Source organism: Mesorhizobium argentiipisi (SeqCode) (assembly GCF_037179585.1).
Taxonomy (GTDB): domain Bacteria; phylum Pseudomonadota; class Alphaproteobacteria; order Rhizobiales; family Rhizobiaceae; genus Mesorhizobium; species Mesorhizobium argentiipisi.
Genome location: NZ_JAPYKO010000013.1, coordinates 127,591 through 145,152, shown reverse-complemented (window position 1 = coordinate 145,152; position 17,562 = coordinate 127,591). Strand labels below are relative to the sequence as shown.

19 protein-coding genes are annotated in these 17,562 nt (G+C 65.0%); 14 read left to right on the top strand and 5 right to left on the bottom strand.

The features are described from left to right. Positions 1-48 precede the first annotated feature (48 nt). From O7A05_RS19220 to O7A05_RS19195, 6 genes are all read left to right on the top strand, one after another. Positions 49-885 (top strand): ATP-binding cassette domain-containing protein, encoded by an 837-nt coding sequence (locus O7A05_RS19220; protein ID WP_337094564.1) that lies wholly within the window; start codon positions 49-51, stop codon positions 883-885. After that, complete coding sequence (locus O7A05_RS19215) at positions 882-2,135, top strand: sugar ABC transporter permease (RefSeq protein ID WP_337094563.1); 1,254 nt, start codon at positions 882-884, stop codon at positions 2,133-2,135. Before O7A05_RS19220 ends, O7A05_RS19215 begins: the two co-directional genes overlap by 4 nt. A gap of 24 nt (positions 2,136-2,159) precedes the next feature. After that, complete coding sequence (locus O7A05_RS19210) at positions 2,160-2,888, top strand: SDR family oxidoreductase (protein WP_337094562.1); 729 nt, start codon at positions 2,160-2,162, stop codon at positions 2,886-2,888. A gap of 119 nt (positions 2,889-3,007) precedes the next feature. After that, a complete protein-coding gene (locus tag O7A05_RS19205; protein ID WP_337094561.1) occupies positions 3,008-4,615 on the top strand; it encodes an FGGY-family carbohydrate kinase in 1,608 nt (535 codons plus the stop codon). 453 nt (positions 4,616-5,068) lie between these two features. Continuing rightward, positions 5,069-6,838 carry an acyl-CoA dehydrogenase family protein gene (locus O7A05_RS19200; protein WP_337094560.1) on the top strand — a complete coding sequence of 590 codons (1,770 nt, stop codon included), beginning with the start codon at positions 5,069-5,071 and terminating at the stop codon, positions 6,836-6,838. 26 nt (positions 6,839-6,864) lie between these two features. Continuing rightward, positions 6,865-7,614 carry a crotonase/enoyl-CoA hydratase family protein gene (locus O7A05_RS19195; RefSeq protein WP_337094559.1) on the top strand — a complete coding sequence of 250 codons (750 nt, stop codon included), beginning with the start codon at positions 6,865-6,867 and terminating at the stop codon, positions 7,612-7,614. 35 nt (positions 7,615-7,649) lie between these two features. On the opposite strand, the gene O7A05_RS19190 is transcribed toward O7A05_RS19195, so the two are convergent. The 3 genes from O7A05_RS19190 to pdxH are packed head-to-tail and all read right to left on the bottom strand — an operon-like array spanning position 7,650 to position 8,953. Further along, on the bottom strand, positions 7,650-7,799 hold the full coding sequence (locus tag O7A05_RS19190; RefSeq protein WP_337094558.1) for a hypothetical protein: 150 nt from the start codon (positions 7,797-7,799) through the stop codon (positions 7,650-7,652). Next, complete coding sequence (locus O7A05_RS19185) at positions 7,796-8,278, bottom strand: LysE family translocator (protein WP_337094557.1); 483 nt, start codon at positions 8,276-8,278, stop codon at positions 7,796-7,798. Before O7A05_RS19185 ends, O7A05_RS19190 begins: the two co-directional genes overlap by 4 nt. A 57-nt stretch (positions 8,279-8,335) precedes the next feature. Then, positions 8,336-8,953 (bottom strand): pyridoxamine 5'-phosphate oxidase, encoded by a 618-nt coding sequence (gene pdxH, locus O7A05_RS19180; RefSeq protein WP_337094555.1) that lies wholly within the window; start codon positions 8,951-8,953, stop codon positions 8,336-8,338. A gap of 40 nt (positions 8,954-8,993) precedes the next feature. Between pdxH and O7A05_RS19175 the strand changes: the two genes are divergently transcribed. From O7A05_RS19175 to O7A05_RS19160, 4 genes are all read left to right on the top strand, one after another. Continuing rightward, a complete protein-coding gene (locus tag O7A05_RS19175) occupies positions 8,994-9,458 on the top strand; it encodes an RT0821/Lpp0805 family surface protein (protein ID WP_337094554.1) in 465 nt (154 codons plus the stop codon). 132 nt (positions 9,459-9,590) lie between these two features. Then, the gene (locus O7A05_RS19170; protein ID WP_140748306.1) at positions 9,591-10,517 is read left to right on the top strand and encodes a DnaJ C-terminal domain-containing protein; all 927 of its coding nucleotides are present in this window, start codon (positions 9,591-9,593) and stop codon (positions 10,515-10,517) included. Positions 10,518-10,624: 107 nt separating this feature from the next. Continuing rightward, on the top strand, positions 10,625-11,443 hold the full coding sequence (fabI, locus tag O7A05_RS19165; protein WP_042641715.1) for an enoyl-ACP reductase FabI: 819 nt from the start codon (positions 10,625-10,627) through the stop codon (positions 11,441-11,443). 54 nt (positions 11,444-11,497) lie between these two features. After that, on the top strand, positions 11,498-12,085 hold the full coding sequence (locus tag O7A05_RS19160) for a histidine phosphatase family protein (RefSeq protein ID WP_337094553.1): 588 nt from the start codon (positions 11,498-11,500) through the stop codon (positions 12,083-12,085). A gap of 135 nt (positions 12,086-12,220) precedes the next feature. Here O7A05_RS19160 and O7A05_RS19155 read toward each other — a convergent pair whose 3' ends face one another. Then, positions 12,221-12,484: a DUF1344 domain-containing protein gene (locus tag O7A05_RS19155; RefSeq protein WP_041002438.1), complete on the bottom strand. Its 264-nt coding sequence runs from the start codon at positions 12,482-12,484 to the stop codon at positions 12,221-12,223. Positions 12,485-12,682: 198 nt separating this feature from the next. Here O7A05_RS19155 and aroC point away from each other — a divergent pair, with 198 nt between their 5' ends. The 3 genes from aroC to O7A05_RS19140 all read left to right on the top strand — a co-directional run bounded on the left by aroC (position 12,683) and on the right by O7A05_RS19140 (position 15,561). After that, positions 12,683-13,792 (top strand): chorismate synthase, encoded by a 1,110-nt coding sequence (gene aroC / locus O7A05_RS19150; RefSeq protein ID WP_337094552.1) that lies wholly within the window; start codon positions 12,683-12,685, stop codon positions 13,790-13,792. Positions 13,793-13,899: 107 nt separating this feature from the next. Next, the gene (gene ribB / locus O7A05_RS19145) at positions 13,900-15,000 is read left to right on the top strand and encodes a 3,4-dihydroxy-2-butanone-4-phosphate synthase (protein ID WP_337094551.1); all 1,101 of its coding nucleotides are present in this window, start codon (positions 13,900-13,902) and stop codon (positions 14,998-15,000) included. A gap of 24 nt (positions 15,001-15,024) precedes the next feature. Beyond that, entirely contained in the window at positions 15,025-15,561 is a 537-nt protein-coding gene (locus tag O7A05_RS19140) for a GNAT family N-acetyltransferase (RefSeq protein WP_337094550.1), read from the top strand. 27 nt (positions 15,562-15,588) lie between these two features. Here the strand turns inward: O7A05_RS19140 and O7A05_RS19135 are convergent, their stop codons facing one another. Beyond that, the gene (locus O7A05_RS19135; RefSeq protein ID WP_337094549.1) at positions 15,589-16,809 is read right to left on the bottom strand and encodes an MFS transporter; all 1,221 of its coding nucleotides are present in this window, start codon (positions 16,807-16,809) and stop codon (positions 15,589-15,591) included. Positions 16,810-16,929: 120 nt separating this feature from the next. On the opposite strand from O7A05_RS19135, the gene O7A05_RS19130 reads away from it, so the two are divergent. Further along, entirely contained in the window at positions 16,930-17,523 is a 594-nt protein-coding gene (locus O7A05_RS19130) for a TetR/AcrR family transcriptional regulator (RefSeq protein ID WP_337094548.1), read from the top strand. Positions 17,524-17,562: the final 39 nt, after the last annotated feature.

Here is a 17,562-nt window from a genome sequence, read left to right as displayed (position 1 = left end):
CCCGTCGGCGGCCGGATGCCCAGGGAACGACAGTCAGAAAGGCGGCGCATGAGTGAGAGTCTTGAAGAGTCGGCTTCCGTCGGCGAGCTGGTGCTCAGCCTGCGCGGCATATCGAAGAATTTCGGCGCCGTTTCGGCGCTGACCGATATCGATTTCGACGTCCATGCCGGCGAAGTCGTCGCGCTGGTCGGCGACAACGGCGCCGGAAAGTCGACGCTGGTCAAGATCCTCGCCGGCGTGCACCAGCCGAGCTCGGGAACGATCAATTTCCGGGGCAAGTCGGTCACGCTGCCCGACCCGCGCGCAGCGCTGACGCTCGGCATCGCCACGGTATTCCAGGATCTCGCCCTCTGCGAGAATCTCGACGTCGTCGCCAACATTTTCCTCGGCAACGAGCTCAGCCCGCTGCGGCTGGACGAGGTGGCGATGGAGATGCGTGCCTGGACGCTGCTCAACGAATTGTCGGCGCGCATCCCGAGCGTGCGCGAGGCGGTCGCCTCGCTGTCGGGTGGCCAGCGCCAGACGGTCGCGATCGCGCGCTCGCTGTTGCTCGAGCCGAAACTCATCCTGCTCGATGAGCCGACCGCGGCGCTCGGCGTCGCCCAGACGGCGGAGGTGCTCAACCTGATCGACCGCGTCCGCTCGCGCGGCCTCGGCGTCGTAATGATCAGTCACAACATGGAGGATGTCCGCACCGTCGCCGACCGCATCGTGGTGCTGCGGCTGGGGCGCAACAACGGCGTCTTCGAGCCCGACGCCTCGAACCAGGATCTGGTGAGCGCCATTACGGGCGCCTCCAACAACGCGGTGTCGCGTCGCGCCGAGCGCTTGCGCATGGAGCGCGATCACACCGGCAGCGCACAGGCGGGGGAGCAGCGCCCATGACGGCAGAGAAAAGCCCCTCCGCCCCGCTGGCGCTCGACCGCGCCGACGCGCGAGTGAAGCATGAAGCAGGAGTCAGCGGAGCGGTTCGCGCCTTCCTCGACCGCGTGCGCAGCGGCGACCTCGGTTCGTTGCCGGTCATCGTCGGGCTCGTGGTCATCTGGACCGTCTTCACCAGTCTCAACCCGGTGTTCGTTTCCAGCAGTAATCTGGTCAATCTCTTGTTCGACTGCTCGACCGTCGGCGTCATCGCGCTCGGCATTGTCTGCGTGCTGATGGTCGGCGAGATCGATCTTTCCGTCGGCTCGATCAGCGGCTTCGCCTCGGCGATGGTCGGCACGCTCTGGGTCAACCAAGGCTGGCCGGTCGCGCTCGCCATCCTCGCCGCGTTGGCCTTCGGCGCTCTGATCGGCTCGCTCTATGCCCTTTTGTTCAACCGTCTGGGCATGCCGAGCTTCGTTTCGACGCTTGCCGGCCTGCTCGCGGTGCTGGGCATGCAGCTCTACATCCTCGGCTCCACCGGCTCGATCAACCTGCCATACGGATCGGCGCTGGTGGATTTCGGCCAACTGATGGTGATGCCGAAATGGATCTCGTACACGCTGGCGGCGATCCCGGGCCTGGCGATGCTGGTCAGCGGGCTTCGCACCTTTGCGCGCCGCCGCGCGGCCAACCTGTCGGCACCGTCCGTGACCGGGCTAATCGTCCGCGTCGCCATCATAACCGTCGGCCTCGAGCTGATCGTCGCCTACCTCAACCAGTCGCGCGGCATTCCGTGGATGTTCGGCCTCTTCGTCGGCCTCGTCGTGGCGATGAACTATGCGCTGACCCGGACCAAGTGGGGGCGTTCGATGACCGCCGTCGGCGGCAACCGCGAGGCGGCGCGGCGCGCCGGCATCAAGGTGCGCGCCATCTATCTCAGCGCCTTCGCGCTGTGCTCGCTCTTTGCCGCGCTGGGCGGCGTGCTGGCCGCCGCGCGACTCGCTTCCGCCAGCCAGCAGGCCGGCACCGGCGACGTCAACCTGAACGCCATCGCGGCCGCGGTCATCGGCGGCACCAGCCTGTTCGGCGGCCGCGGTAGCGCCTATTCGGCGCTGCTCGGAATCATTGTCATCCAGTCGATCGCCAGCGGCCTGACGCTGCTCGATCTGTCCTCGTCGCTTCGTTACATGATCACCGGTGCCGTTCTGGCCATCGCCGTGATCGTCGACTCCCTCGCGCGCCGCTCCCGTGCCTCGCACGGCCGCGCCTGAACAGTTCAAACGAGAAGGGTACACATGGCTCACAATCTTTCGGGAAAAGTCGCCGCGGTCACCGGCGCGGCATCGGGCATCGGTCTCGAATGCGCCAGGGCGATGCTTGCCGCCGGCGCCCGCGTCGTGCTGGTCGACCTCGCGGAGGACAGGCTGAAGGAGGTGGTCGCCGAGCTCGGCGACGGCGCGATCCCGCTGGTGGTCGATCTCACCAACCCGGCAAGCGTGGCGACCATGATGCCCGGCATCCTCGAAAAGGCTGGCCAGCTCGACATCTTCCACGCCAATGCCGGCTCCTATGTGGGCGGCGAGATCCTCAACGGCGATCCGGATGCCTGGGATCGCATGCTGAACCTCAACATCAACTCGGTGTTCCGCTCGGTGCACGCGGTGCTGCCGCATATGGTCGAACGCAAGACCGGCGACATCATTGTCACAAGTTCGATTGCGGGCCTCGTCCCCGTCGTCTGGGAGCCGGTCTACACGGCCTCGAAACACGCCATACAGGCCTTCGTCCATACGCTGCGCCGGCAGGTGGCCAAGCATGGCCTGCGCGTCGGCGCGGTGGCGCCCGGACCGGTGGTGACGGCGCTGATCAGCGATTGGCCGAAGCAGAAGCTCGAGGACGAGCTGGCGGCCGGCGGACTGATGCAGCCCACGGAGGTCGCGGACGCCGTCCTGTTCATGCTGACGCGGCCGAGAAACGTCACCATTCGGGATCTGGTGATCCTGCCGCAGAGCAATGATTTGTAGGCAATAGGAATTAGGCAGTAGGGAATAGGGAAAGAGGCGGTTGCCTCCGGCCATCCAACACGGACCATCTCCTACTGCCTACTGCCTACTGCCTACTGCCTACTGCCTTTGAGGTTCCCATGCCTTCCCACTTCCTCGGCATCGATGTCGGCACCGGCAGCGCGCGCGCCGGCGTCTTTGACGAGCGCGGCCAGCTGCTCGCTTCCGCCAAGCGCGACATCGCGCTCTTCGTCGAGCCCGGCGAGATCGCTGAGCAGTCCAGCCGGGACATCTGGCAGGCTGTATGCGCCAGCGTGCGCGAGGCGGTCGGGAAGGCGGGCGTCGATCCCCGGGAAATCGGCGGCATCGGCTTCGACGCGACCTGTTCGCTGGTGGTGGTCGGCGACGAGGGCGAACCTTTGCCGGTCGGCCGCGCGGGAGATAGCGACAGAAACATCATCGTCTGGATGGACCACCGCGCCCTCGACCAGACCAGGCGCATCAACGCCCTCAGGCACCCGGTCCTCGACTACGTCGGTGGCGTCATTTCGCCGGAAATGGAGACGCCGAAGCTTTTGTGGCTGAAGGAGAACCTGCCGGAGACCTTTGCCCAAGCGAGGCATTTCTTCGACCTCGCCGATTACCTCACCTGGCGCGCCACGGGCAGCCTTGCGCGTTCGGTCTGCACGCTCGCCTGCAAATGGACCTATCTCGGCCACGAGCGGCGCTGGGACGAAAGCTATTTCCATGCCGTGGGCCTCGGTGAACTTGCCGACGAGGGTTTTGCCCGCATCGGTACCGACGTGGTCGATCCCGGCACGGCGCTGGGCGCCGGCCTGACGGAAGCGGCCGCCGTTGAATTGGGATTGGTCGCGGGCACCGTGGTCGCTGCCGGGCTGATCGACGCCCATGCCGGCGGCGTCGGCACCGTGGGGGCCGCGGGCGAAGCCGGCACCATCTCGTCGCGCATGGCCTATGTGCTCGGCACCTCTGCCTGCACCATGGCAAGCAGCGAAGGTCCTGCTTTCGTGCCGGGCGTGTGGGGACCCTATTATTCCGCCATGGTGCCCGGGCTCTGGCTGAGCGAGGGCGGCCAGTCGGCGGCCGGCGCGGCCATCGATCTGCTGGTGCATTTCCACCCGGCCGAAGCCGAGGCCTCCGCGCGTGCCGCGGCCGAAGGCAAATCGCTGGTCGATTGGCTGGCCGCGGCAGCCACGGCGGGTTCGCCCGACCTGTCGGCCGCCGCCACGCTCGCGGGAAGCATCCATGTCGTCCCCGAATTCCTCGGCAATCGCTCACCCTTGGCCGATCCGGACGCGCGCGGCCTGATTGCCGGACTCGGCACCGACCGTTCCGTCGAAAGTCTCGTCGGCCTCTACGTGGCCGGGCTTTGCGGGCTCGGCTATGGCGTGCGCCAGATCGTGGCGGCGATGGCGTCATCCGGTCTTGCCGTCGATACCATCGTCATCAGCGGCGGCGCCGGGCAGTCGCCGCTGGTGCGGCAATTGCTTGCCGACGCCGCCGGCTTGGCGGTCGCCGCGTCGCAATCGCCCGAACCGGTGCTGCTGGGCGCTGCGATGCTCGGAGCTGTCGCGGCTGGCCGGTATGCGGACCTTTCGACCGCCATGCCTGCCATGTCCCGGCTAGGCGATGTCTTTACACCTGCGTCGGGTGACATGCGCGCTTGGCACGACAGACGTTACGAAGCCTTCCTGGCGCTGCAGGCGGTGGGCCGCAGCATACGTTGAGAGACCGTTTTGTTTCTGCGCAATTCCGGACGCTTGGACCAAGCGCGAAGGTTCAGGACGCTTGCCCCAACGAAGCAATCGCAGCCTCCGGAAATCAGCCGCAGCGTCCGAGCTTCGTCATCCACGGGCACGGAGCGGGAGCGCAGCGGACGCGTAGACCCGAGGATCCATTCCGTGACCTTTGCAGGCCACGGCCAATCTCAAGGTTGCAATTACCACTCAAAATTCTACGGCGAATTACATCCGGCTGGTAATCCAGGAAAAGTGGCACGCGGTTTTCCGATTGTCAGGCCCATCCTCGGGTCTGCGCGTCCGCTCCGCCCGTGAATGACGACGTCCACGCAAAATCCGCGTGACAAAATTTGACGTTTACGTAAAAAGAAGGCGCGAAATCGACGCGTGGTTTCGCTTCGGCCATGCGCTAGGATTGGCTGGAACGGAGGAGGAGCAGACATGTATCGCGCGCCGGTCGAGGACATCGCCTTCACGCTGAAGCAAGTGGCGGGGCTGAAGGCGGCGCTTGACGCGGGCATTTTCGGCGATCTCGGCGAGCACCTTGTCGACGCGATCCTGGCCGAGGCGGGTCGCTTCGCCAGCGAGGAGGTCGCTCCGCTCTACAAGATCGGCGACGAGCAAGGTGCTGTGCTGAAGGACGCCGCGGTCACCACGCCCCCCGGCTGGAAGGAGCTCTACCGGCGCTGGATCGAAGGCGGTTGGAACGCGCTGTCGGGTCCGGAAGAATTCGGCGGACAGGGCCTGCCGACCATGCTCGGCGTCGCCGCGCTCGAAATGTGGAACTCCGCCGCCATGGCCTTCGGCATCGGCCCAACGCTGACCATGGGCGCCGTCGAGGCGCTCGACAAACACGCCTCGGAGGACCTCAAGGCCAAATACCTCGCAAAACTCGTCTCCGGCGAGTGGATGGGCACGATGAACCTGACCGAGCCGCAGGCGGGCTCCGACCTCGCGGCCTTGCGCAGCCGCGCCGAGCCCGTCGGCGACGGCACCTACCGCATCTTCGGCCAGAAAATCTTCATCACCTATGGCGAGCATGATTTCACCGACAACATCGTGCATCTGGTGCTGGCCAGGCTGCCCGACGCGCCGGCCGGCACGCGCGGCATCTCGCTGTTTTTGGTGCCGAAGTTCTTCGTCAACGACGACGGCTCGCTCGGCGCCCGCAACGACGTCTTCTGTTCCGGCCTCGAGCACAAGCTCGGCATCCATGCCTCGCCTACCTGCACCATGATCTATGGCGACGGTTTTCGAGGCTCCGCACCGGGCGCCGTCGGCTGGCTGATCGGCGAGGAGAACAAGGGGCTGGCCTGCATGTTCACCATGATGAACAACGCCCGCCTTGCCGTCGGCATGCAGGGCGTGGCCGTGGCCGAGACCGCCACGCAGAAGGCGATCGCTTATGCCAATGAGCGCCGCCAGGGCAAGGCTTCGGCCTATTCGGGCTCCGGCATGGCGCCGATCGTCCATCACCCGGACGTGCAGCGCAATCTCTTGACCATGAAGGCGCTAACCCAGATCGCGCGCTCGATCAGCTATTCCTGCGCGCATGCGCTCGACCGCGCGCGTGTCGGCCATGGGGAGGCCGCCGCCAAATGGCATGACCGTGCCAGCCTGCTGACGCCGCTCGCAAAAGCCTTTTCCACCGATATCGGCGTCGAAGTCGCCTCCCTCGGCGTCCAAGTGCATGGCGGCGTGGGCTTTATCGAGGAGACGGGTGCCGCGGCGCTCTATCGCGATGCCCGCATCGCGCCGATCTATGAAGGCACCAACGGCATCCAGGCGATCGATCTTGTGGCGCGAAAGCTGCCGCTCGGCGGTGGCGAGCATGTGCATTCCTATATCGGCGAATTGAAAGCGGTGGCCGATGCGGTGCGCACCTCCAAGATCGACGGTTTCGGCCGCACCGCCGACAATCTCGACCGTGCGCTGGCCGATCTCGACGAGGCGACGCGCTTCCTGCAGAAGCTCACGGCCGATGGCAAAGCCGACGCAGCCATGGCCGGCGCCACGCCCTATCTGCGCCTGATCTCGCTCGCTGCCGGCGGCGCCTATCTGGCGCAAGGCGGGCTGGCCGACCGCGACCGCATCGCCCTTTGCCGCTTCTTCGCCGAAAACCTGCTCGGCGAGACGCGCGCGCTCAAGGATCGCGTCATCGGTGGCGCCGAAAGCCTCGCCGTCGCCGGCAAGGCGCTGATTTCCGCTTAAGCATCCTGACGTTCAAAGGACCAACCGTGACAGACCACATCCTCGTCGAGCGCCAAGGCGCCGTGCAGATCATCCGCATCAACCGCCCGGACAAAAAGAACGCGCTGACGCGCGCCATGTATGCGAAAATGTCGGCGGCGCTCGCCGAAGGCGACGCCGATCCGGCGGTCCGCGTCCATGCCTTCCTCGGCGTTCCGGGCGCCTTCTCCTCCGGCAACGACCTTGCCGATTTCCTGGTCATCGCCGAAGGTGGCGAGGGCGGCAACGAGGTCTGGGATTTCCTGATGGCGCTGGCCAAGGCCGAAAAGCCGATGGTGTCGGGCGTCGACGGCATTGCGGTGGGCATCGGCACCACGCTCAATTTGCATTGCGACTTGACTTTCGCCACCCCGCGCACGCTGTTCCGCACGCCCTTCGTCGATCTCGGCCTGGTACCTGAAGCCGGCTCCAGCCTGATCGCGCCGCGGCTGCTTGGCCGGCAAGGCGCCTTCGCGCTGCTCGGCCTCGGCGAAGGCTTTTCGGCCGAGCGCGCCAAGGCCGCGGGGCTGATCTACGATGTCGTCGCGGAAGACTCCCTCGAAAGCGCGGTGTTGGCCGCCGCCAACGGCATCGCCGCCAAGCCGCCGCAGGCGCTGAAGATCGCGCGCGATCTGATGCGCGAGCCGCGCGAAGAATTGATCGCCCGCATCAAGGTCGAAAGCGAGCATTTCCGCGAGCGGCTGACCTCCGAAGAGGCGCGCGCTGCGCTCACCGCTTTCATGACCAGGAAGAAATAGGTCGCGCAGGCGGCCCTGTAGGGCGGATCACCCGCTCACCGGTGTTCGGTCGCGATGCGTATGCCGAGGCCGATCAGCACCATTCCGGTCAGGCCTTCGATGGTACGGCGAATCGACGGGCGGCGCAGGAAATCCCCAGCCTTGGCGACTGCGGTCGCATAGAGCGCGAGCCAGGTGAACGTCATGACGGCGAAGACCGCGCCCCGAGCAGCGCCGAAAAGCTCTCTCCGCCGGGCGGCACGAACTGTGGCAGCAAGCTGGCAAAAAATACCGCCATCTTCGGATTGCCAAGATCGCTGAGCAGCCCCTGGCGATAGGCGCTTGCCGCCGTCAGACGGCGCGCGGGCCTGGCCACGGTTTCCGTGTCCTGGCGATGAGGCGGCCGCAGCGCTTCCTGCAGGGCCTTGAAGCCGAGATAGATGAGATAGGCCGCGCCCGCATATTTGACGGCAAGGAACAGCGGTTCCGATGCGACAAGCAGCGCGACGATGCCGGCGCTGGTGGCCAGCGCCCAGATCGTCTGGCCGCTGGAGATGCCGAGCGCGGTGAACACGCCCGCCATGCGCCCGCCAAGCAGCGTGTTGCGGATGGTGATGGCAGTGTCCGGCCCAGGCGTGGCAAGCACGACGAACGAGACGCCGAGAAAGGCTAGGAAAAGGCTCATGCGTCTTTCCTTCCTACCCCAAAGGCAGCTTCAATCGCACACGCCATCCTCATAACGTCAAGGATATAGCCGCGTCTTGTCCCAGCCGCCGGTGGCGTTACGTGAGAAGAGGATGCGGTCATGCAGGCGGAACGGCCTGTCATGCCAGAACTCGATCGTCTGCGGCAGGATGCGGAAGCCCGACCAGTGTTTTGGCCGCGGGATATCGCCGATGGCGTAACGCGCCGTGTATTCAGCCACCGCCTTTTCCAGCGCGAAGCGGCTCTCCAGCGGCCGCGACTGTTTCGAGGCCCAGGCGCCGATGCGGCTGCCGCGCGGGCGCGTGGCATAATAGACGTCGGCCTCGGCGTCGCCGACGATCTCGACCGGCCCGCGCACCCGCACCTGGCGGCGCAGCGATTTCCAGTGGAAGCACATCGCCGCCTTCATGCTGCCAAGAATTTCGCGGCCCTTGACGCTCTCGAAATTCGTGTAGAAGACAAATCCCTTTTCGTCGAAGCCCTTGAGCAGCACCATCCGCACATCGGGCATGCCGTCGGCGTCGACGGTTGCCAGCGCCACTGCGTTGGGATCGTTGGGCTCGCTTTTCGTGGCATCCTCCAGCCATGCGGCAAAGAGCTTGAAAGGCTCCGCGGCCTCGGTGAAGTCACCGCTTGTTAACTCAGTTTCGTTCATAGTTTTCCGAATTTTTACCGTTCCGGGAGGAGTTCGCCGATTGTTGCGTATCGCGCAAGCTTTTGACAGCGGGCAATGGGGCGTTATCGCTTCGGCCAGCGTCAAGGCTGTGGTCGTGACGGCGGCCCTTTCCCTTGCCGGCTGCGGTGCGGGCGGCTTCAGCCTGGAAAAGGTGGACGTCGACCGCTCGATCATCACTTCCAGCGCGCCGTCCTCGCCTGCCGCTCCGGCGATCGCCGACAAGGACTCCGACCAGACCACCATCGGCAACGCCGTTTCTTCCGCGGATATCAAGGAACTTGGCGGCCAGGCCGTGCCATGGGCCAACACCGGCACCGGCTCGCGCGGCGCCATCACCGAATTGGTCGAGCTGAAGGATGGTGGTGTGACCTGCCGCCGCTTCAGCGCCACGCGCGAGAGCTTCGACGGCGTCGCGCTCTACAAGGGCGAGTTGTGCCTCGCCGGCGCCGGTGGCTGGCGCATGCAGGAATTCAAGGCGCTTTGATTTCGGCGGCGCCCTGAATTTGCGACGCTCTGAGTTTCAGGCGCTAAATGCCCTTGCGCCACTGGAATTTCTTCCTATGCGAGCGCATATAGGGGGCGACTACAAATCCATTCTCTCTTGCAGGCAGGAAGCATGCGCGACCCCTATGAGGTGCTGGGCGTTGCCAAGAACGCATCGGCCAAGGACATAAAATCGGCTTACCGCAAGCTCGCCAAGAAGTATCATCCGGACCAGAATCCGAATGATCCCAAGGCGAAGGACCGTTTTGCGGCCGCCAACCAGGCTTACGAGATCGTCGGCGACGAGAAGACGCGCGCCGCCTATGATCGCGGCGAGATCGACGCCGAGGGCAAGCCGAAATTCCAGGGTTTTGAGGGCGCGGCCGGCGGCGATCCGTTCGCCGGTTTCCGCCGCCAGCAGGGCCCGGGCGGTGCGCATTTCGAATTCCGTACCGGGCGCCCGGGCGGCGATCCGTTCGACGGCAACAGCGACATCTTCAGCCAGATATTCGGCGAAGCGTTTTCCGGTGCCCGCGGCGCCGGCCGGGCAGACCGCCGCCAGCCGGTCCAGGCGGCCGATCTCAACGTTACCATGGACATCAGCGTCGAGGAGGCAGCCACCGCCGATAAGGTGACGGCGATGTTCCCCGACGGCCGCAAGGTCGCGGTCAAGCTGCCGGCCTATGTCGAGGACGGCCAGACGATCCGCCTGAAGGGCCAGGGCGAGCAAGGTCCGGGCCAGCCGGGCGACGCGCTGGTCAAGATCCACATTCGCCGCCATCCGCGCTACCGCATCGAGGGGCGCGACCTGCATGTCGATCTGCCCGTCGATCTGGCCGATGCCGTGCTCGGCGCCAAGGTGGCGGTCGAGACGCCGACCGGCAAGCTCGCGGTTAACGTTCCGGCATGGTCGAGCTCGGACAAGGTGCTGCGCCTGAAGGGCAGGGGCCTGCCGGAAAAGGCCGGCGGCCATGGCGATCTCTATGCCCATGTGCGGCTGATGCTGCCAGAGGGCGGCGATGCCGAGCTTGAGGCCCTGATGCGCCGCAGAAAAGGGTGATTGAGGGAATTTTGTTCCTGTTGCAGTGTCTTTTGAGCGCTTGAAGGGGCTTTGTGCCTGTGCGATAGGCTCTCCACAAAGCAGATATTCTTGCGGAGAGCTTGCACATGGCGGGTGGACAGGGCCTGATGGCCGGTAAGCGGGGCCTGATCCTGGGCGTCGCCAACAATCGGTCGATCGCTTTCGGCATCGCCAAGGCTTGCGTCGATCACGGCGCCGAAATCGCGCTGACCTATCAGGGCGAGGCCTTCAAGAAGCGCGTCGAGCCGCTCGCGGCCGAACTCAACGCGCATGTCGCCGGCCATTGCGACGTCACCGACCCGGAAAGCCTCGACGCCGTCTTCGCCGACATTGCCAAGCACTGGGGCAAGCTCGACTTCCTCGTCCACGCCATCGCCTTCTCCGACAAGGATGAGCTCACCGGCCGCTATGTCGAGACGACGCGGGACAATTTCCTGCGCACCATGGACATCTCGGTGTTTTCCTTCACCACCATCGCCAAGCGCGCCGAGCCGCTGATGACCGATGGCGGCTCGCTTTTGACGCTGACCTATTACGGCGCCGAGAAGGTAATGCCGCATTACAACGTCATGGGCGTCGCCAAGGCGGCACTCGAGGCCAGCGTACGCTATCTCGCGGTCGATCTCGGGGCCAAGAAGATCCGCGTCAACGCGATCTCCGCCGGTCCGATCAAGACGCTGGCCGCCTCCGGCATCGGCGATTTCCGCTATATCCTGAAGTGGAACGAGTACAATTCGCCGCTGAAGCAGACGGTCACCCAGGAAGAAGTCGGCGATTCCGGCGTCTATTTCCTGTCGGACCTGTCGCGCGGCGTGACCGGCGAGGTTCATCATGTCGATTCCGGCTACCATGTCGTCGGCATGAAGGCGGTCGATGCGCCGGATATCTCGACCGTCAAGGACTGATCCTTACCTTCGCCTATCATTCGTCCAGGCCCTGGCCCGACCTTGGAAGACCTGATGTATCCGCTCGTCTACATCGCGCGCCACGGCCAGACCGAGTGGAATGCCGAGCGCCGCCTGCAGGGCCAGGCCGACACGGACATCAATGCGTTTGGCCGCAAGCAGGCGACGCGAAATGGCCTACGGTTGGCGGAGCTCGTCAGAAATCCTGCGGATTTCGACTTTGTCGCCAGCCCGATGCGGCGCACGCGTGAGACGATGGAGCTGATGCGCGAAGCTATGGGGCTCGATCCCTCCGGCTACCGCACCGATCCGCGCCTGGTCGAGATAAGTTTCGGCGACTGGCAGGGCTTCACCTTCGCCGAACTGGAGAGGCGTGCCCCCGGTTCAACCGACGGCCGCCGCCACGCCAAGTGGGATTTCCAGCCGCCCGGCGAGGGCGCGGAAAGCTACGAGATGCTGCTCGAGCGGATAAAGCCGTGGTTCGACGCGCTGCGTCAGCCGACCGTCTGCGTCACCCATGGCGGCGTCATGCGCTGCTTCTTCCGCTTGGTCACCGGCATTTCCAAGCAGGAGGCCGCCAGCCTCGAAATCCCCCAGGATCGTCTGCTGCGGCTGGAGGGCCGGAGCTTGGAGTGGCTTTAACAAATCGCGCCCTGCAAATTCAGGTCAGGCCGAGTCGAGAAGGGTGGATTCCGAGAACCGGAGCGGAGCGTACTTTCAGTACGTGAGCACCGGAAGCGCAGGAAGCCGCCCTTCGCAGGCCGGCCTCACCTGAATTTAGTTCTGGTCGCTGTCGGGCAACTGCATATCCGTTACGACATTCTCGCCATTGGTCACGTCATAGGCGATGACGATGTCCATGCCGGGCTTCAGCGAGTCGATATCGGTCTCGGCGTTGAGCTTGTAGGCCTTGCCGTCGTCGAGCGTCAGCGTCAGCGTGTCTTTGTCGACCTTCTTGATCAGGCCTTCGGTCTGGCCGGCGAACGCAGCGGCGGTGGAAATCAGCAACATGGCGCAAGCCGCGCCAATCAGGGTACGCATCGTCGTCCTCTTTTAAGTCATTGCGCCGGCTGGTAGCGGCGGATCCTCAACGGCGGATGGGAAGAGAGCAGAAACCAACCGAATGTGTCAAAACTAAATCCGCCAGATCACAGTTTGATGCAGCCGTTTGACCACTGTGGAAAACGCCAATAGAAGGCAGCCTTAACCGGGTTACCTCACCGGGCAGGGCGTATTCTAATGTCGCACAACACATTCGGCCATCTCTTTCGCGTCACCACCTGGGGTGAAAGCCATGGCGCCGCCCTCGGCTGCGTCGTCGACGGCTGTCCCCCTGGCATCCGCTTCAAGCGCGAGGACATCCAGGCCGAGCTCGACCGCCGCCGCCCCGGCCAGTCGCGCTTCGTCACCCAGCGCCGCGAGCCGGACGAGGTCAAGATACTGTCCGGCTTCATCCTCGACGAAGACGGCGAGACGATGATCACCACCGGCACGCCGGTGTCGATGCTGATCGAGAATGTCGACCAGCGCTCCAAGGACTATGGCGAGATCGCCCGCCAATACCGGCCAGGCCATGCCGACTATACCTACGACGTCAAATACGGGCTGCGTGACCACCGCGGCGGCGGCCGCTCCTCGGCGCGCGAGACGGCAGCGCGGGTTGCGGCCGGCGCCCTGGCGCGCCGGATAGTGCCCGGCGTGACGGTGCGCGGCGCGCTGGTCTCGATGGGCGAAAAGTCGATCGACCGCGCCAACTGGAACTGGAATTTCGTTGGCGACGCCGAGAACCCGTTCTTCACCCCGGATCCGGCCTCGGTCCCGGTCTTCACCGCCTATCTCGACGGCATCCGCAAGGCCGGCTCATCGGTCGGCGCGGTGATCGAGATCGTCGCCGACGGCGTGCCGGCCGGCCTCGGCGCGCCGATCTATGCCAAGCTCGACCAGGACATCGCGTCCGGCCTGATGTCGATCAACGCTGTCAAGGGCGTCGAGATCGGCAATGGCTTCGAGGCGGCCCGCATCACCGGCGAACAGAACGCCGACGAGATGCGGATGGGCAATGACGGCAAGCCGGTGTTCCTGTCCAACAATGCCGGCGGCATCCTCGGCGGCATCACGACCGGGCAGGCGATCGTCGCCCGCTTCGCCGTCAAGCCGACCTCGTCGATCCTGACCCCGCGCCAGTCGATCGACAAGGACGGCAAGGATGTCGAGGTGATGACCAAGGGCCGCCACGACCCGTGCGTCGGCATCCGCGCCGTGCCGATCGGCGAAGCCATGGTTGCCTGCGCGATCGCCGATCATTATCTGCGGCACAGAGGACAGACAGGGAGGGGAGTAGGGGAGTAAGGCAATAGGGAGCATGCTAACGCTTGCCCGGTGGCCAAAACTTTTTCCTTTCCCCTATTCCCTTACTGCCCTATTCCCCTACTCCCTTGCGAGCGAAGCGAGCGCCGATGCCATACGACCAGAAGAAGATCGTCGAAGCGATCCGTGCCTTCGAGCGCGGCGAGATCGTCGTCGTCATGGACGATGACGGGCGCGAGAACGAGGGCGACCTGATCGTCGCCGCCGTCCATTGCACGCCGGAGAAGATGGCCTTCATCGTCCGCAACACCTCCGGCATCGTCTGCACGCCGATGCTGCGCGAGGACGCGAGGCGGCTGAACCTCGCGCCGATGGTGGCGGATAATGATTCCGCCCACACCACCGCCTTCACCGTCAGCGTCGATTTCAAGCACGGCACCACGACCGGCATTTCCGCCGACGACCGCACGCTCACCGTGCGCAACCTTGCCAACGGCAATGTCGGCCCCTCGGATTTCGTGCGCCCCGGTCACATCTTCCCGCTGATCGCGCGCGAAGGCGGCGTCTTGATGCGCTCGGGCCATACCGAGGCCGCGGTCGATCTCTGCAAGCTCGCCGGCCTGCCGCCGGTCGGCGTCATTTCCGAGCTGGTCAACGACGACGGCACCGTCAAGCGCGGCCCGCAAGTTCAGGCCTTCGCCGAGGAACATGGGCTGAAGCAGGTCTCGGTCGCCGACCTCATCGCCTATCGGCAGCGCAAGGAGACGCTGGTAGAACGCGTCGCCTGCTCCGATATCGAGACGCCCGGTGGCAAGGCTCAGGTCTTTACCTACACGCTGCCCTGGGATTCCATGCACCACGTCGCGGTCGTCTTCGGCGATATCCGTGATGGCGAAGAGGTGCCGGTGCGCCTGCATTCGGAAGATGTCGTCACCGACGTCTTCGGCACCAGCCACAGGCTCGACGGCATCATGAAGGCGATGGGCGAGCGCAGGCGCGGCGTCATCGTCTATCTGCGCGAAGGCTCGGTCGGCGTCGCCCATCAGGAGCGCAAGCGGCCCGCGAGTGGCGAGCGCGAGGACCATGAGGAAGCCCGCCGCCGCGAGAACGAATGGCGCGAGATCGGCCTTGGCGCCCAGATTCTCAGGGATCTGGGCATCTCCTCGATCAACCTGATCGCCTCGCGCGAGCGCCACTATGTCGGTCTTGAAGGGTTTGGCATCCATATCGCCAAAACGGAGATCCTCTAAGGTCCCGGATCGCCGGCCAGGATGATGAGCAAGTCTCTTCCGTCCAATCAGAACAGCAAAAGGCTGTCGCTGCGCCGGCCGACGGCTGCCGATCTCGATTTCCTGGTCGATCTCTTCTCGCGGCCCGAGCTGGTCGCGCATCGCCCCGACCCGACACCCGACACGCCGCAGCAGAGCTCGGCAAGGCTTGCCCGCGACATCGACCATTGGGACAAATACGGTTTCGGTCGCTGGGCGGCCGAGGCGAAAGGCAGGCTGGTCGGCTTCGGCGGCGTCACCGTTTCCAACGATTTCGAAGGACTGAACCTTTCTTACCACCTCCATCCCGACAGTTGGGGTCGCGGCTATGCCAGCGAACTGGTCATGGAAGCGTTGTGTGCAGCATTCCTGACGTTGGAAGCCCAGCGGGTGATCGCCTTGGCGCGGCCGGCAAATCCGGCCTCGCGCCGCGTGTTGGAGAAATGCGGCTTCACCTTTGACAGGGACGTGGTGCTGCATGGCGCGCCAACGGGGCTCTTCGTCGTCTCGGCAGCCAGCTATTCGGAGCGTCAACGGGGCTGACGCCCGGCCCTTCGCCAGCGTGTTCGTTCATTCCGCGGGCATTACCGCTTCGCCTCTGTCCACATTGCAATCGTCAATCGCCAGCCGGCATTGGCCGGCAAGCACGGTGACCAGCGCGATCGCGCCCGCCGCGACCGAAACCCAGAACCCGTTCTGCGGACCGAAACTGTCGACCATCCAGCCGGCGGCGAAGGAGCCCAGCGCCATGCCGATGCCGATGCCGGTTGTCACCCAGGTGACACCTTCAGTGAGCATCGCCGGCGGCACGTGGCGCTCGATCAGGCCGAAGGCGGTGATGAAGGTCGGCGAGATCGCGACGCCGCTGACGAACACAGCCAGCGCCAGCGTCGGCACGGTGTCAGCGAAGAGCAGCGGTAAGGTGGTGAGCGCGATCACGGTGACCGCGAGTGCCAATTGCCGCTGCAGCGGCGCCTCGAGGCTGAGCGCGCCGACGATGATGCCGAGCACGAAGGATCCCAGCGCATAGACGCCGATGACGAGGCTCGCTGCCTCAGGCTGGCCGAGCTCTTTGGTGATCGCCACCGTCGTCACTTCCGTGGTAGCGAAGGTCGCGCCGACGAAGATCAGCGCGAAGGTGATGATCTGCACCGGCCGCAGGCGGATCGCCGAGCCGGCCGCGCCATGTTCGGCCGGGCGGACCGGCGGCTCGGACGAGCGCTGCAGCAGGAATGCCGCCGAGCCGAGCGCAAGCAGCAATGTGCTGACCACCATCCCGGCTTCGGGAAACAGCGCCGCGCTCAAGCCCACCGACAGCGAGGCGCCGGCGACATAGACCAGTTCGTCGGCGGCCGATTCGAAGGCAAACGCCGTGTTGAGCTCCAGCCGGTCGCGGAAGATCTCGGTCCAGCGCGCCCTGACCAGCGCCGGGATGCTGGGCATGGGGGCCGCAAGCAGCGCCGACAGGAACAACGTCCAGATCGGCCAGTGCTGGTTGGCCGCAACGATCAATGTCGCGAAGGAAAGCACCGAAACGAGCGTCATCGGCGCGGCGATCGCCGTCTGGCCGCGCCGGTCCACCAGCCGAGACACCTGCGGCGACAGGAAGGCGTTGACCAGCGCATAGGTCGCGGAGACCGCGCCGGCCAGCCAATATTCGCCATGCGTCTGTGACAGCATCGCCACGATGCCGATGGGCGCCATGGCGATCGGCAATCGCGCGATGAAAGCCGCCGCGGCAAAGCCTTTCGTGCCGGGAGCCCGAAAGATGTCCGAATAAGGGTTTCGCATGGTCCTGCTCCTCGACAAGGGTGAATGTCGCAACTACATACGCAGCGTATGAAAGTCAGATAGTTCATACGTCGCGTATGTCAATTGGCATACGAGACGTATGTTAATAGGTCCAGGGCCATGCGCAAACCGCGCAAGGAGATGATCGCCGAGACACGCGCCAAGCTGATCGCGGCCGCCCGCCATGCCTTTGGCACGATCGGCTATGCTGAGGCCTCGATGGACGATTTCACCGCTTCGGCCGGCCTGACGCGCGGCGCGCTCTACCACCACTTCGGCGACAAGAAGGGGCTGCTGCAGGCGGTGATCGCCGAAATCGACGGCGAGATGGCCTTGCGGGTCAACGAGGTGGCTTCCAAGGCGCCGACCCGCTGGCAGCATTTCGTCGACGAATGCACCACCTATATCGAGATGGCGCTGGAGCCGGAAATCCAGCGCATCATGTTCCGCGACGGCCCGGCGGTGCTCGGCGACCCGGCACAGTGGCCGAACGCCAATGCCTGCACCGCCTCGATGACCGAGCATCTGACCAGGCTGCAGGAAGAGGGCGTGGTCGTTCCGGAGCTTGATCCCGAGACGACCTCACGGCTGATCAATGGCGCCAGCAGTCAGGCTGCGCAGCGAATCGCCAATTCCAAGGACCCCGAAGCGACGTCGAAGAAGGCGATTGCGGCGTTCAAGCAATTGCTCGAAGGCTTGCGCAAGAAGCCTTGACGGTTCGCTTGGGTAATCAAGCCACCGGGTTGTGCACCG

Bases quoted from the DNA above. Each gene is read 5' to 3' on its own strand.
- O7A05_RS19220 (WP_337094564.1), top strand. From the start codon at position 49: ATGAGTGAGAGTCTTGAAGAGTCGGCTTCCGTCGGCGAGCTGGTGCTC.
- O7A05_RS19215 (WP_337094563.1), top strand. From the start codon at position 882: ATGACGGCAGAGAAAAGCCCCTCCGCCCCGCTGGCGCTCGACCGCGCC.
- O7A05_RS19210 (WP_337094562.1), top strand. From the start codon at position 2,160: ATGGCTCACAATCTTTCGGGAAAAGTCGCCGCGGTCACCGGCGCGGCA.
- O7A05_RS19205 (WP_337094561.1), top strand. From the start codon at position 3,008: ATGCCTTCCCACTTCCTCGGCATCGATGTCGGCACCGGCAGCGCGCGC.
- O7A05_RS19200 (WP_337094560.1), top strand. From the start codon at position 5,069: ATGTATCGCGCGCCGGTCGAGGACATCGCCTTCACGCTGAAGCAAGTG.
- O7A05_RS19190 (WP_337094558.1), bottom strand. From the start codon at position 7,799: ATGACGTTCACCTGGCTCGCGCTCTATGCGACCGCAGTCGCCAAGGCT.
- O7A05_RS19185 (WP_337094557.1), bottom strand. From the start codon at position 8,278: ATGAGCCTTTTCCTAGCCTTTCTCGGCGTCTCGTTCGTCGTGCTTGCC.
- pdxH (WP_337094555.1), bottom strand. From the start codon at position 8,953: ATGAACGAAACTGAGTTAACAAGCGGTGACTTCACCGAGGCCGCGGAG.
- O7A05_RS19170 (WP_140748306.1), top strand. From the start codon at position 9,591: ATGCGCGACCCCTATGAGGTGCTGGGCGTTGCCAAGAACGCATCGGCC.
- fabI (WP_042641715.1), top strand. From the start codon at position 10,625: ATGGCGGGTGGACAGGGCCTGATGGCCGGTAAGCGGGGCCTGATCCTG.
- O7A05_RS19160 (WP_337094553.1), top strand. From the start codon at position 11,498: ATGTATCCGCTCGTCTACATCGCGCGCCACGGCCAGACCGAGTGGAAT.
- O7A05_RS19155 (WP_041002438.1), bottom strand. From the start codon at position 12,484: ATGCGTACCCTGATTGGCGCGGCTTGCGCCATGTTGCTGATTTCCACC.
- aroC (WP_337094552.1), top strand. From the start codon at position 12,683: ATGTCGCACAACACATTCGGCCATCTCTTTCGCGTCACCACCTGGGGT.
- ribB (WP_337094551.1), top strand. From the start codon at position 13,900: ATGCCATACGACCAGAAGAAGATCGTCGAAGCGATCCGTGCCTTCGAG.
- O7A05_RS19140 (WP_337094550.1), top strand. From the start codon at position 15,025: ATGAGCAAGTCTCTTCCGTCCAATCAGAACAGCAAAAGGCTGTCGCTG.
- O7A05_RS19135 (WP_337094549.1), bottom strand. From the start codon at position 16,809: ATGCGAAACCCTTATTCGGACATCTTTCGGGCTCCCGGCACGAAAGGC.
- O7A05_RS19130 (WP_337094548.1), top strand. From the start codon at position 16,930: ATGCGCAAACCGCGCAAGGAGATGATCGCCGAGACACGCGCCAAGCTG.